This is a genomic window from uncultured Streptococcus sp. (assembly GCF_963545685.1).
In the GTDB taxonomy this organism is placed as follows: Bacteria; Bacillota; Bacilli; order Lactobacillales; family Streptococcaceae; genus Streptococcus.
Map to the genome: position 1 here is coordinate 1 of NZ_CAUUKN010000038.1, position 14,379 is coordinate 14,379.

The 14,379-nt window shown below is 40.3% G+C and carries 11 protein-coding genes and 1 pseudogene; all 12 read left to right on the forward strand.

Annotated elements, in window-relative coordinates; translation table 11 throughout:
- The first annotated feature begins 241 nt into the window (after nt 1-241).
- A complete protein-coding gene (locus RWZ99_RS07095) occupies nt 242-1,207 on the forward strand; it encodes a ribose-phosphate diphosphokinase (protein WP_314677401.1) in 966 nt (321 codons plus the stop codon).
- A 91-nt stretch (nt 1,208-1,298) separates the two neighbouring features.
- On the forward strand, nt 1,299-2,474 hold the full coding sequence (locus RWZ99_RS07100) for a pyridoxal phosphate-dependent aminotransferase (RefSeq protein ID WP_314677404.1): 1,176 nt from the start codon (nt 1,299-1,301) through the stop codon (nt 2,472-2,474).
- Nucleotides 2,461-3,234 (forward strand): DNA repair protein RecO, encoded by a 774-nt coding sequence (recO, locus tag RWZ99_RS07105; RefSeq protein ID WP_314677407.1) that lies wholly within the window; start codon nt 2,461-2,463, stop codon nt 3,232-3,234. The genes RWZ99_RS07100 and recO overlap by 14 nt, the downstream gene beginning before the upstream one ends.
- 215 nt (nt 3,235-3,449) lie before the next feature.
- Nucleotides 3,450-4,454, forward strand: coding sequence for a phosphate acyltransferase PlsX (plsX, locus tag RWZ99_RS07110; protein ID WP_314677409.1), 1,005 nt, complete (start codon nt 3,450-3,452; stop codon nt 4,452-4,454).
- Entirely contained in the window at nt 4,454-4,699 is a 246-nt protein-coding gene (locus tag RWZ99_RS07115; protein WP_314677410.1) for a phosphopantetheine-binding protein, read from the forward strand. Before plsX ends, RWZ99_RS07115 begins: the two co-directional genes overlap by 1 nt.
- 283 nt (nt 4,700-4,982) lie before the next feature.
- Nucleotides 4,983-5,690: a phosphoribosylaminoimidazolesuccinocarboxamide synthase gene (gene purC, locus RWZ99_RS07120; RefSeq protein WP_002886293.1), complete on the forward strand. Its 708-nt coding sequence runs from the start codon at nt 4,983-4,985 to the stop codon at nt 5,688-5,690.
- 55 nt (nt 5,691-5,745) lie between these two features.
- Nucleotides 5,746-9,471, forward strand: coding sequence for a phosphoribosylformylglycinamidine synthase (locus tag RWZ99_RS07125; protein WP_314677414.1), 3,726 nt, complete (start codon nt 5,746-5,748; stop codon nt 9,469-9,471).
- A 62-nt stretch (nt 9,472-9,533) separates the two neighbouring features.
- A complete protein-coding gene (locus RWZ99_RS07130) occupies nt 9,534-10,634 on the forward strand; it encodes a hypothetical protein (protein ID WP_314677416.1) in 1,101 nt (366 codons plus the stop codon).
- A 20-nt stretch (nt 10,635-10,654) separates the two neighbouring features.
- Complete coding sequence (purF, locus tag RWZ99_RS07135; protein ID WP_314677419.1) at nt 10,655-12,094, forward strand: amidophosphoribosyltransferase; 1,440 nt, start codon at nt 10,655-10,657, stop codon at nt 12,092-12,094.
- A gap of 29 nt (nt 12,095-12,123) precedes the next feature.
- Complete coding sequence (gene purM / locus RWZ99_RS07140) at nt 12,124-13,146, forward strand: phosphoribosylformylglycinamidine cyclo-ligase (protein WP_314677421.1); 1,023 nt, start codon at nt 12,124-12,126, stop codon at nt 13,144-13,146.
- A complete protein-coding gene (gene purN, locus RWZ99_RS07145) occupies nt 13,146-13,700 on the forward strand; it encodes a phosphoribosylglycinamide formyltransferase (protein ID WP_314677420.1) in 555 nt (184 codons plus the stop codon). Before purM ends, purN begins: the two co-directional genes overlap by 1 nt.
- Before the next feature lie 75 nt (nt 13,701-13,775).
- Nucleotides 13,776-14,379, forward strand: a pseudogene (locus tag RWZ99_RS07150) (bifunctional phosphoribosylaminoimidazolecarboxamide formyltransferase/IMP cyclohydrolase PurH); the annotation flags it as partial.

The following is a 14,379-nucleotide window of genomic DNA, read 5'->3' on the forward strand; positions in this document are numbered from 1 at the left end:
AACAGACACTACTATTAGATATTTAACCTGTCTACTTGACAGGGGGCATATCATTCCTCGAGTCGTTTTTATTTTATATAAATAATATTTTCAGTCTGTGAAAATAATGTTATATGAAAAAACTTCGAGACTAAAGAGAAAATTTTTTATCCTTGTTAAGTTCATGTGACACCATTTATTTGGCGTTGAAAAACAACTTAAAAAAAGGTAGAATGGTTTAGTAGATATTTTGGAGGAAATCATGTCTTATACGAATTTAAAGTTGTTTGCTTTGTCGTCTAACCAAGAATTAGCAGCAAAAGTTGCTGATAAAATTGGTATTGAACTTGGAAAATCAAGTGTTCGTGAATTTTCAGATGGTGAGATTCAAGTTAATATTGAAGAGTCTATTCGTGGTCATCACGTTTTTATTCTTCAATCTACAAGCTCTCCTGTAAATGATAACTTGATGGAAATCTTGATTATGGTTGATGCGCTAAAACGTGCTAGTGCTGAGACAATCAGTGTTGTTATGCCTTATTATGGATATGCACGTCAAGACCGAAAGGCACGTTCACGTGAACCAATCACATCTAAATTGGTTGCTAATATGCTCGAGGTAGCAGGTGTTGACCGTCTTTTGACAGTTGACCTTCATGCTTCTCAAATTCAAGGATTCTTTGATATTCCTGTAGATCATTTGATGGGAGCGCCTCTTATCGCAGATTATTTTGATCGTGCTGGGCTTACGGGTGAGGATGTGGTTGTTGTTTCTCCAGACCATGGTGGTGTAACTCGTGCACGTAAACTTGCCCAATGTTTGAAAACACCAATCGCTATCATTGATAAACGTCGTAGTGTTGATAAAATGAACACTTCTGAGGTTATGAATATCATTGGTAATGTTGAAGGGAAAACATGTATCTTGATTGATGATATGATTGATACTGCGGGTACCATCTGTCATGCAGCGGATGCGCTTGCTGAAGCTGGTGCTACACATGTCTTTGCATCATGTACACACCCTGTATTGTCAGGTCCAGCTCTTGATAATATTCAAAAATCTGCTATTGAAAAACTTGTTGTGCTTGACACGATTTATCTTCCAGAAGAGCGTTTGATTGATAAGATTGAACAAATTTCTATTGCTGATTTGATTTCTGAAGCAATCATTCGTATTCATGAAAAACGCCCATTGTCACCATTGTTTGAAATGGGTCATAAATAGACTGAAGCTAGCCTAGGCTAGCTTTTTTGGTGTTTAAATGCGTTTGAGTTTTTGATATAATGTTAGGCATAATTGCAAAGAGGTGACTGTGATGGATTTAACACAACGTTTTAATAAAAATTTAGATAAGATTGAAGTCTCAATGATTCGTCAGTTTGACCAATCAATTTCAGATGTTCCAGGTATCAAAAAGTTGACGCTCGGAGAACCTGATTTTACGACTCCAGATCATGTGAAAGAAGCAGCTAAAACTGCGATTGATGCGAACCAGTCACACTATACAGGTATGGCTGGACTTCCTGATTTGCGTCAAGCTGCTGCGGATTTTGTTAAGGAAAAATACAATCTAACTTATAACCCAGATAATGAAATTTTGGTAACTATTGGGGCAACAGAAGCTCTTTCTGCGACTTTAACAGCTATTCTGGAGCCAGGTGATACGATTCTTTTGCCTGCACCAGCCTATCCAGGATATGAGCCGATTGCAAATCTAGTTGGTGCTGAAATTGTTGAAATTGATACAACAGCTAATGATTTTGTTTTGACACCGGAGATGTTGGAGAAGGCAATTTTGGAGCAAGGAGATAAGCTTAAGGCTGTTTTGCTTAATTACCCAACCAACCCAACAGGTGTGACTTATTCACGTCAACAGATTGAAGCTCTTGCTGAAGTCTTGAAAAAATACGATATTTTTGTTGTGAGTGATGAAGTCTATTCGGAACTAACTTATGTAGATCAACATGTTTCTATTGCTGAATATTTGCCTGAGCAAACTATTTTAATCAATGGCTTGTCTAAATCCCATGCGATGACAGGGTGGCGTATTGGTTTGATTTTTGCTCCATCGATTTTGACGGCTCAGTTGATTAAGAGTCATCAGTATTTGGTGACAGCTGCGGCGACCATGGCACAATTTGCAGCTATTGAAGCCCTATCTGCTGGTAAGGATGATGCGCAACCAATGAAAGATGAGTATTTAAAGCGTCGTGATTATATCCTTGAAAAGATGACTGAACTTGGTTTTAAAATTATTAAACCTGATGGTGCCTTCTACATTTTTGCTAAGATTCCAGAAGGGTATACTCAAGACTCATTTAAGTTCTGTCAAGACTTCGCACGTGAAAAAGCAATTGCTATTATCCCTGGGGTTGCTTTTGGGAAGTACGGCGAGGGTTATGTTCGCTTGTCGTATGCAGCTAGTATGGATACTATAGAAGCAGCTATGACTCGTTTGAAAGAGTTTATGGAAGAACATGCAGAAGCTTGAGAGTAGGGGAGTTGTCCTTTTCAATCGTAATTATCGTGAGAATGATAAGCTGGTTAAGATTTTTACTGAACAAGCTGGTAAACGGATGTTTTTTGTTAGAGGTGGTGGGTCAGGTAAATTGAGTGCTGTGATTCAACCTTTAAACATCGCTGAATTTATGATGACTTTAAATGATGAAGGGTTATCTTTCATAGAGGATTATAGTCAGGCAGAGTCTTTCAAGGAAATTACAAGCGATATTTTCAAGCTGTCTTACGCAACCTATTTAGCTGCCTTGACTGATGTAGCTATTGCTGACGGTGTGGTAGATGCGCAATTATTTGCTTTTTTAGAGAAAACCCTTGAGTTAATGGAAGAGGGTTTAGATTATGAAATATTGACTAATATCTTTGAGATTCAAGTTTTGGACCGTTTTGGCGTACGATTGAATTTTCATGAATGTGTCTTTTGTCATCGTGTTGGTCTTCCTTTTGATTTCTCGTATAAGTTCTCAGGTTTACTTTGTCCCAATCATTACGAAGAAGATGAAAGGCGTAGTCATTTGGACCCTAATGTGCCTTATCTTTTAGATTGTTTTCAGGGGCTTTCGTTTGAAGAATTGAGAAGCATATCTGTTAAGGATGATATGAAACGAAAGTTGCGACAATTTATTGATGAGCTTTATGATAATTATGTTGGGATTCATCTTAAAAGCAAGAAGTTTATTGATAATCTAAATTCTTGGGGTCATATTATGAGTAAAGAAGATAGTGCTGATTAAGCATTGTCTTTTTTGTTTCACGTGAAACAGGAAAGTAGAGGTTTTCAGTCTCAGGGGTTAAAATGCAGGTCAGTTCGTGCTATAATAAGAGAACAATAAGCTGAAAGACTCTGCTAGGGATAGTGACCGAGGGATGTCTATTTTTGTTACAGAGTGATTTATTGATAGAAATCTGAGTCTATTGTTTAAGAGCAGAGGGTGAGAGGGAGAATGCTATGCATGTAATTGCAGTGGATGCTATGGGTGGCGATAATGCGCCACAAGCGATTGTAGAGGGAGTAAACCAAGCTTTAGCGGAGTTCAAAGATATTGAAATCCAGCTTTATGGTGACGAAGCTAAAATCAAAAACTATTTGACAGCGAATGAACGTGTGAGCATTGTGCATACTGATGAAAAGATAAATTCGGATGATGAGCCCGCTAAAGCAATTCGTAAGAAAAAGAAAGCTTCGATGGTTTTGGGTGCACAAGCCGTTAAGGAGAAAGCAGCGGATGCTGTAATCTCTGCAGGAAATACAGGTGCTCTTTTGGCGGCTGGTCTTTTTGTGGTTGGACGTATTAAGGGAGTTGAACGACCAGGTCTTATGTCAACGATGCCAAGTTTTACTGGCCAACCCTTCGACATGCTTGATCTAGGAGCTAATGCTGAAAATACAGCTAATCACTTGCATCAATATGCTATTTTAGGCTCTTTCTATGCTAAAAATGTACGTGGAATTGCCAACCCTCGTGTAGGCCTCCTTAATAATGGGACTGAGGAGACAAAGGGGGATAGTCTTCGTAAGGAAGCTTTCGACCTCTTGTCTCAGGAGCCAAGCATTAACTTCGTCGGAAATGTTGAAGCGCGTGAGATTATGTCTGGAGCTGCTGATGTGGTGGTGGCTGATGGTTTCACAGGAAATGCGGTTCTTAAGGCAATTGAAGGAACTGGACTTGGTGCTATGAAGACTCTTAAGTCAGCCATCATGAATGGTGGTCTTAAAGCTAAGTTAGGTGCCTTCCTCTTGAAGGATAGTCTTAAAGGCATGAAAGAGACGATGGATTACTCAAGTGCTGGTGGTGCAGTTCTCTTTGGTCTCAAGGCTCCTGTAGTAAAATGTCATGGATCTAGTGATGCTAAAGCAGTTTATTACACCATTAAGCAGGTTCGTACGATGCTCGATACTAAGGTTGTAGAGCAACTAGTTGACGCTTTCAGTCCGAAAGAGGAGGCTAACTGATGAGTAGAGTAGAAATTCTTCAGAAAATGCAGCTTGTTATTCAAGAGCAAATGGGTAAAGAGGACATTGTTTTAACCGAAGCTACCAAATTAGATGACTTGGGTGTAGATTCAATAGAGCTTATGGAATTTATTATTAATTTGGAGGATGAGTTTGCTCTAGAGATTTCTGATGATACCATTGATCATATGGATAAGGTATCGGATTTGTTAGACTATTTGTCTGAGCAATTGAATAACAAATAAGAAAACTAGACTCTAGTTGTTAGATTCTAGAGGAATACAATAATGAGGCAACTATATGTTGCATGCTTACCATTTTATTGGAGTGAGATAAGAAGCTAAACGTTACATTGATTTAGCTCTATCACACTCCTTTTTTCTATACATTTTTTATAAAAAAACTCTAAACAACACCCTAAACACGAACGTTGTTTTTTTACTACAGTAATAAAGTTTGCTATATGTTGGTTTTTGAATTTTGGTGTGGTATAATTAAGACGAATAAACTTGAAAGGCGAACAATTCCATGTCAAACCAACTGATTTATACTGGGAAAGCTAAAGATATTTATAGTACAGAAGACGAAAATGTGATTAAGTCGGTCTATAAGGACCAGGCAACCATGCTTAATGGTGCTCGTAAGGAGACTATTAAAGGGAAAGGTGTGCTTAATAATCAGATTTCGTCTCTTATTTTTGAAAAATTGAATGCTGCGGGTGTGGCTACTCACTTTATCGAACGTATCTCTGATACAGAACAACTTAACAAGAAGGTTACAATCATTCCTTTGGAGGTTGTGCTTCGTAACGTGACAGCGGGTTCTTTCTCAAAACGTTTCGGTGTTGAAGAAGGTTTGGACTTGAAAACTCCAATCGTTGAATTTTACTACAAAAACGACGATTTGGATGATCCATTTATCAATGATGAGCATGTGAAATTTTTGGATATTGCCAATGATGAGCAAATTGCTTATATCAAGGAAGAAACACGTCGTATCAATGAATTGCTGAAAGATTGGTTTGCACAAATTGGTCTTCGTTTGATTGACTTCAAATTGGAATTTGGTTTTGATAAGGATGGCAAGATTATCTTGGCAGATGAATTTTCACCAGATAACTGCCGTCTTTGGGATGCTGAAGGTCATCATATGGACAAGGATGTTTTCCGTCGAGATCTCGGTAGCTTGACAGATGTGTATGAAGTTGTATTGGAAAAATTGCAAGGATTGAAGTAAAGTTTTACTTGGTCGTCACTACAATCTTTAAGTAGAAATAGATAAAGGAAATAAAATGGATAAACGTATTTTCGTTGAGAAAAAAGCTGATTTTCGTGTGAAATCTCACTCTTTAGTAAAAGAATTGCAGCATAATCTTCAGTTGAAAACCTTGAAGGATCTTCGTATTGTGCAAGTTTACGATGTCTTTAATTTAGCAGAGGATTTGTTTGCGCGTGCGGAAAAACATATTTTCTCTGAACAAGTTACCGATACTGTTTTGGATGAATCTACAGTTAAGACTGACCTTGAGAAGTACGCTTTCTTTGCTATCGAAAGTTTGCCTGGTCAATTTGACCAACGTGCAGCATCTTCACAAGAAGCTTTGCTTTTGCTTGGTAGTTCAAATGATGTAACGGTAAATACTGCTCAATTGTACTTGGTTAACAAGGACATTGCTGCGAATGAATTGGAAGCTGTTAAAAACTATCTCTTGAACCCAGTGGACTCTCGTTTCAAAGATATCACTGTTGGCATTGCGAAACAGGATTTCTCTGAGTCTAACAAAACGATTCCAAACTTGGATTTCTTTGAAAGCTATACGGCTGAAGATTTTGCTAAATATAAGGCAGAGCAAGGATTGGCAATGGAAGTGGATGACCTTCTCTTCATTCAGGACTATTTCAAGTCAATTGGACGTGTGCCAACTGAGACTGAGCTTAAGGTTTTGGATACTTACTGGTCTGACCACTGCCGTCACACAACTTTCGAGACTGAGTTGAAAAACATCGACTTCTCAGCTTCTAAATTCCAAAAACAATTGCAAGCGACTTATGACAAGTATATTGCCATGCGTGATGAGTTGGGACGTACAGAAAAACCTCAAACCTTGATGGATATGGCGACTATTTTTGGTCGTTATGAGCGTGCCAATGGTCGTTTGGATGACATGGAAGTGTCTGATGAAATCAATGCCTGCTCAGTTGAAATTGAAGTGGATGTCAATGGTGTCAAAGAACCATGGCTTCTTATGTTCAAGAATGAAACTCACAACCACCCAACGGAAATCGAACCATTTGGTGGAGCGGCTACTTGTATCGGTGGTGCCATTCGTGACCCATTGTCAGGTCGTTCCTACGTTTACCAAGCTATGCGTATCTCAGGTGCTGGTGATATTACAACTCCAATCGCTGAAACACGTGCTGGTAAATTGCCACAACAAGTCATTTCTAAAACAGCAGCTCACGGTTATTCTTCATATGGTAACCAAATTGGTCTTGCAACAACTTATGTTCGTGAATACTTCCACCCAGGTTTCGTTGCCAAGCGTATGGAGCTAGGTGCCGTTGTCGGTGCGGCTCCTAAGGAAAATGTTGTTCGTGAAAAACCTGAAGCAGGTGATGTGATTATCTTGCTCGGTGGTAAGACTGGACGTGACGGTGTCGGTGGTGCGACAGGTTCTTCTAAAGTTCAAACGGTTGAATCTGTTGAAACAGCTGGTGCTGAGGTTCAAAAAGGGAATGCCATCGAAGAACGTAAGATTCAACGTCTTTTCCGTAATGGTGAAGTGACACGTCTGATCAAGAAATCAAATGACTTTGGTGCTGGTGGTGTCTGTGTGGCTATTGGTGAATTGGCAGATGGTCTTGAAATTGATCTTGACAAAGTGCCATTGAAATACCAAGGTTTGAACGGTACCGAAATTGCCATCTCTGAATCTCAAGAACGTATGGCTGTTGTGGTTCGTCCAGAAGATGTAGAGGCTTTCGTTGCTGAATGTAACAAAGAAAATATTGATGCAGTTGTCGTTGCAACAGTAACTGAAAAACCAAATCTTGTCATGCACTGGAATGGTGAGACAATCGTTGATTTGGAACGTCGTTTCCTTGATACAAATGGTGTGCGTGTAGTCGTAGATGCTAAGGTGGTTGACAAGGATGTCAAGCTTCCAGAAGAACGCCAAACATCTGCTGAAACCCTTGAAGCAGATACGCTTGAAGTCTTGTCTGATCTCAACCATGCCAGTCAAAAAGGCTTACAAACTATCTTTGATAGCTCAGTTGGTCGTTCAACAGTCAATCACCCACTTGGTGGTCGCTACCAAATCACACCAACAGAAGCTTCTGTTCAGAAATTGCCAGTCCAACATGGTGTGACTCATACCGCCTCTGTCATGGCCCAAGGATTTAACCCATACATCGCAGAATGGTCTCCATATCATGGAGCTGCTTATGCGGTCATCGAAGCAACTGCTCGTTTGGTTGCTGCTGGTGCAAACTGGTCTAAGGCTCGTTTCTCTTATCAAGAATACTTCGAGCGTATGGATAAACAAGCAGAGCGTTTTGGTCAACCAGTAGCTGCTCTTCTTGGATCAATCGAAGCTCAGATTCAACTTGGTTTGCCATCTATCGGTGGTAAAGACTCTATGTCTGGTACCTTTGAAGAATTGACAGTACCACCAACCTTGGTTGCCTTTGGGGTGACAACAGCAGATAGCCGTAAGGTCCTTTCTCCAGAATTTAAGGCTGCTGGTGAAAATATCTACTACATCCCAGGTCAAGCTTTGGCCCAAGAGATTGATTTTGATCTCATCAAGTCTAACTTTGCTAAGTTTGAAGCTATCCAAGCTGACCACAAAGTGACAGCTGCATCAGCTGTCAAATATGGTGGTGTCGTTGAAGCTCTTGCACTTGCAACATTTGGTAACCATATCGGTGCCACTGTAACCCTTGAAAATCTTGAGACTGCCTTGACAGCTCAATTGGGAGGATTCGTCTTCACATCTCCAGAAGAGATTGCAGGTGTTGCCAAGATTGGACAAACAGTAGTTGACTTTACACTTGCTGTCAATGGTGTAACGCTTGATGGACATAAACTTGACAGTACCTTCCAAGGTAAATTGGAAGAGGTTTACCCAACTGAATTTGCACAAGCAACTGAGCTAGAAGAAGTACCTGCTGTGGCGTCAGATGCTGTTATCAAAGCTAAAGACATAGTTGAGACACCAGTGGTTTACATCCCAGTATTCCCAGGCACTAACTCTGAGTACGATTCAGCTAAGGCCTTTGAAAAAGAAGGTGCAACAGTCAACTTGGTTCCATTTGTAACATTGAATGAAGAAGCGATTGTCAAGTCGGTTGACACCATGGTTGACAATATCGAAAAAGCTAACATTATCTTCTTTGCGGGTGGCTTCTCAGCAGCGGATGAACCAGATGGATCAGCTAAATTTATCGTTAACATCTTGCTCAATGAAAAAGTACGTGCGGCCATTGATAGCTTCATTGAACGCGGTGGTTTGATCATCGGTATCTGTAATGGATTCCAAGCCCTCGTCAAATCAGGTCTTCTTCCATACGGTAACTTTGAAGATGCAAGCAGTACCAGTCCAACCCTCTTCTACAACGATGCCAATCAACACGTGGCTAAGATGGTTGAAACACGTATTGCTAACACTAACTCACCATGGCTTGCTGGAGTGGGAGTTGGTGACATCCATGCCATCCCAGTATCACACGGTGAAGGTAAGTTTGTCGTGACGGCTGAAGAATTTGCCGAGCTTCGTGACAATGGTCAAATCTTTAGCCAATACGTTGACTTCGAAGGCAAACCAAGCATGGATTCTAAATACAATCCAAATGGTTCTGTCCATGCGATTGAAGGGATCACAAGCAAGAACGGTCAAATTATTGGGAAGATGGGACACTCAGAACGTTTCGAAGATGGTCTCTTCCAAAACATTCCAGGAAATAAAGACCAGCACCTCTTTGCGTCAGCGGTTAAATACTTCACTGGAAAATAAGACTAGAGATTACTAGGAAGATTGATATGTTTTGAAAAGTAAAATGAAAGATTGTGAAGTAATTGAATAAATTAATTGATATTCCTGATGTTGAAAAAAAGATTCAATTGAAAAAATCATTATCTAGAGAAATGAAAGTAATGAAGGAGGACTTAAAGCCAAGAAAGTGTTTGCTTTGTGCTAAAGATACTACAAGTTTTTGCAACTCTCATACAATTCCACAGTTATCGTTAAAAAATATTTCTGATTCTGGCATGTTGACTCAAGCTGGTTATTTAATAGGGAGCGATCTGTCAGATAATGATAAGGGAGTGAGCAATTCCGGAACGATACAAATTATCTGTCGTAAATGCGATTCATTTTATTTTCGGGAATATGAAAATGAAATGAATCTTACGTCATATCCTAGCGATAAAATGTTGTCACAAATTGCATTGAAAAATTTCCTTTTAGAACTAGTTAGAAGGAAGGAGGAAAAATATCATTTTGAAAAATTAATGTCTGATAATACGATCAAGAAAGCCTTATACTTAAGAATACCTGGGATTTCTAGTAAAACTTTAGAGAATGCATCTCAAAAAATAAAGGATTTCCATAATTCTTTTGATTATGATATTGAAGATTTTCAAAATGAAATTTTACTCCATAAAACTGCTATTGAAGATAATCATATAGGAGCGGGGACACATCAAATTATTTTTCATGAGGTGCTCCCATATAAAACACCAATAGCATTTCAAGGTTCATTAACTTTGATTAGAGATATGTGTGGATATCCAGTAAATGATACGAGTAACCATTCAAAAAATAATCGTATTCAGAAGTTGCATCTGGCTATTTTACCATTAAAAGAAAAGACGATGGTGCTAGCTTTTTATCATAAAAGGGATAGGAAATATAAATCTCTAAAAAGTCAATTTAATAGTAGCCCTCGATTGAAGAAACTAGAATTTCTTAATTATTTAATATTTGCTTATGCTGAAAACTATTACTTTAGCCCGAAAATTAAAGAAAAAACTAGAACAAATGAGAAGCTGGTGTTACTTAGTCAAGAACTTTTCGGTAAACCTAATTTGGGTCAGTATGTAGGAGTTGATAGTTATAAGAGAGTCGAGCCAGACGAAATTCCTAATTTTCTTTTAGAAGAGTGGGCTATAATGTAAATATAAAAAAGGTATAAAAAATGACATACGAAGTTAAATCTCTTAATGAAGAATGTGGTGTTTTTGGTATTTGGGGTCACCCAGATGCTGCCAAATTAACTTATTTCGGACTTCACAGTCTTCAACACCGTGGTCAAGAGGGGGCAGGGATTCTCTCAAATGATGCGGGTCAATTGAAGCGTCATCGTGATATGGGGCTTCTCTCAGAAGTTTTCCGTGATCCAGCCAACTTAGACAAGCTGACTGGTACGGCTGCTATCGGTCATGTCCGCTATGCGACTGCCGGTGAGGCTTCTGTAGACAATATTCAGCCATTCATGTTTAAGTTTCACGATGGACAGCTTGGTCTTGCTCATAATGGGAATTTGACTAATGCAGAGTCACTAAGACATGAGTTGGAGAAAAATGGAGCTATCTTAAACTCAACTTCTGATTCAGAAATCTTAGCTCACTTGATTCGTCGCAGCCACAACCCATCATTCATGGGCAAAGTTAAAGAAGCTTTGAACACTGTTAAAGGTGGATTTGCTTATCTTCTTATGGTTGAGGACAAGCTCATTGCAGCTTTGGATCCAAATGGCTTCCGTCCACTTTCTCTTGGTAAGATGAGCAATGGCGCTATCGTGGTTTCATCTGAAACATGTGCCTTTGAGGGGGTTGGTGCAGAATGGATTCGCGATGTAAATCCAGGTGAGGTTGTTATCATCGATGATAATGGCATCACTTACGACACCTATACAACGGACACGCAATTGGCTGTTTGTTCGATGGAGTATATCTACTTTGCTCGTCCTGATTCAAATATTCAAGGTGTGAATGTCCATACAGCTCGTAAACGTATGGGGGCTCAATTAGCACGTGAGTTCAAGCATGAAGCGGATATTGTGGTTGGTGTGCCCAATTCATCCCTTAGTGCAGCCATGGGATTTGCTGAAGAATCTGGTTTGCCAAACGAAATGGGCTTGATTAAAAACCAATACACCCAACGTACTTTTATCCAACCAACACAAGAGTTGCGTGAGCAAGGAGTTCGTATGAAACTCTCTGCCGTATCAGGTGTTGTTAAAGGAAAACGTGTGGTCATGATTGATGATTCCATTGTTCGTGGAACAACGTCCCGTCGTATCGTTCAGCTCTTGAAAGAAGCTGGGGCGACTGAGGTTCACGTGGCTATCGGAAGTCCAGCCCTTGCTTACCCATGTTTCTACGGTATCGATATTCAAACACGTAAGGAATTGATTGCGGCCAATCATACAGTTGAGGAAACACGCGAAATCATTGGCGCGGATAGCTTGACTTACTTGTCTATTGATGGCTTGATTGATTCTATTGGAATTGACACAGATGCACCAAACGGTGGCCTTTGTGTGGCTTACTTTGATGGTAAATATCCAACACCATTGTATGACTACGAAGAACGCTATTTGGAAAGTTTGAAAGAACACACTTCTTTCTATTAAGAGCAGTGCAGAAGAAAAAAGAGGAAAAAATTATGTCTAAAAATGCTTACGCGCAGTCTGGTGTAGACGTTGAAGCAGGTTATGAAGTTGTTGAACGTATCAAAAAACACGTTGCCCGTACAGAGCGTGCAGGTGTTATGGGAGCTCTTGGTGGCTTTGGTGGCATGTTCGACCTTTCAAAAACAGGTGTCAAAGAGCCCGTTTTGATTTCAGGTACAGATGGTGTCGGAACGAAACTCATGCTTGCTATCAAGTATGACAAGCACGATACTATCGGTCAAGACTGTGTGGCTATGTGTGTTAACGATATCATCGCTGCAGGTGCTGAGCCCCTCTACTTCCTTGACTACGTAGCAACTGGTAAAAATGAACCAGCTAAATTGGAACAGGTCGTTGCTGGAGTGGCTGAAGGTTGTGTGCAATCTGGTGCAGCCCTCATTGGTGGTGAAACTGCTGAAATGCCTGGTATGTACGGTGAAGATGACTATGACTTGGCTGGTTTCGCAGTAGGTGTCGCTGAAAAATCACAAATCATCGACGGTTCAAAAGTAGCTGAAGGTGATGTGCTTCTTGGACTTGCCTCAAGCGGTATCCACTCAAATGGTTACTCACTCGTTCGTCGTGTCTTTGCTGATTACACAGGTGAAGAGGTCCTCCCAGAACTTGAAGGCAAAAAACTTAAAGACGTTCTTCTTGAACCAACTCGTATCTACGTTAAAGCAGCATTGCCATTGATTAAAGAGGAATTGGTTAACGGTATTGCCCACATCACAGGTGGTGGTTTCATCGAAAATGTACCACGTATGTTCTCAGATGACTTGGCTGCTGAAATTGACGAAAGCAAAGTGCCAGTTCTTCCAATTTTCAAAGCTCTTGAAAAATATGGCCAAATCAAACATGAAGAAATGTTTGAAATCTTCAACATGGGGATTGGTCTCATGCTTGCGGTGAAACCAGAAAATGTGGAACGTGTCAAAGAACTTCTTGACGAACCTGTTTATGAAATCGGTCGAATTGTGAAGAAAGATGGCGCAAGTGTGGTGATTAAATAATGGCTAAAAGGATTGCTGTATTTGCCTCTGGCAACGGCTCAAACTTCCAGGTGATTGCGGAACAATTTCCGGTAGAGTTTGTCTTTTCAGATCACCGTGATGCCTATGTCTTAGAACGTGCCAAAAATCTAGGTGTGGCTAGCCATGCCTTTGAACTCAAGGAATTTGACAATAAAGCAGCTTACGAAGAAGCTATCGTCAAACTCTTGGATGAACACCAGATTGATTTGGTTTGTTTGGCGGGTTATATGAAAATTGTCGGACCAACCTTGCTAGCAGCCTATGAAGGCCGTATTATCAATATTCACCCAGCTTATCTCCCCGAATTCCCAGGGGCTCATGGTATTGAGGATGCTTGGAATGCTGGCGTGGCCCAGTCTGGTGTGACCATTCACTGGGTGGATTCTGGTGTGGACACAGGTAAGGTCATCAAACAAGTCCGTGTGCCACGCCTTGAAGGTGATAACCTTGATACTTTTGAAACTCGCATCCACGAAACAGAGTACAAACTCTATCCAGAAGTGTTGGATAGTTTGGGTGTTGCACGAAAATAAGGAAGTGCTAGAGCTGAAAGAAAATTTTCGACTGTAGCAGATAAAGAACTTTTTTAAAAAAGGAAAAGAAAGAAAATGACTAAACGCGCACTAATTAGTGTTTCAGATAAAGCGGGCATTGTTGAATTTGCCCAAGAACTTAAAAAACTTGGTTGGGATATCATCTCAACAGGTGGTACCAAAGTTGCCCTTGACAATGCTGGGGTAGATACCATTGCCATTGACGATGTGACTGGTTTCCCAGAAATGATGGACGGTCGTGTGAAGACTCTCCATCCAAATATCCACGGTGGTCTCCTCGCTCGTCGTGACCTCGATAGCCACCTTCAAGCGGCTAAGGACAATAATATCGAATTGATTGACCTTGTTGTGGTAAACCTTTACCCATTCAAGGAGACTATTCTCAAGCCAGACGTGACTTACGCTGATGCGGTTGAAAACATCGATATCGGTGGACCATCAATGCTTCGTTCAGCAGCTAAAAACCACGCTAGCGTAACAGTTGTTGTAGACCCCGCTGACTATGCTGTTGTTCTTGACGAATTGTCAGCAAATGGTGAAACAACTTATGAAACTCGCCAACGTTTGGCAGCAAAAGTATACCGTCACACAGCTTCATACGATGCTTTGATTGCAGAATACTTCACAGCTCAAGTGGGTGAAACAAAACCTGAAAAAC

Excerpts from the sequence above, each read along its gene's own strand:
- RWZ99_RS07095 (WP_314677401.1), top strand. The coding sequence starts at position 242 with ATGTCTTATACGAATTTAAAGTTGTTTGCTTTGTCGTCTAACCAAGAA.
- RWZ99_RS07100 (WP_314677404.1), top strand. The coding sequence starts at position 1,299 with ATGGATTTAACACAACGTTTTAATAAAAATTTAGATAAGATTGAAGTC.
- recO (WP_314677407.1), top strand. The coding sequence starts at position 2,461 with ATGCAGAAGCTTGAGAGTAGGGGAGTTGTCCTTTTCAATCGTAATTAT.
- plsX (WP_314677409.1), top strand. The coding sequence starts at position 3,450 with ATGCATGTAATTGCAGTGGATGCTATGGGTGGCGATAATGCGCCACAA.
- RWZ99_RS07115 (WP_314677410.1), top strand. The coding sequence starts at position 4,454 with ATGAGTAGAGTAGAAATTCTTCAGAAAATGCAGCTTGTTATTCAAGAG.
- purC (WP_002886293.1), top strand. The coding sequence starts at position 4,983 with ATGTCAAACCAACTGATTTATACTGGGAAAGCTAAAGATATTTATAGT.
- RWZ99_RS07125 (WP_314677414.1), top strand. The coding sequence starts at position 5,746 with ATGGATAAACGTATTTTCGTTGAGAAAAAAGCTGATTTTCGTGTGAAA.
- purF (WP_314677419.1), top strand. The coding sequence starts at position 10,655 with ATGACATACGAAGTTAAATCTCTTAATGAAGAATGTGGTGTTTTTGGT.
- purN (WP_314677420.1), top strand. The coding sequence starts at position 13,146 with ATGGCTAAAAGGATTGCTGTATTTGCCTCTGGCAACGGCTCAAACTTC.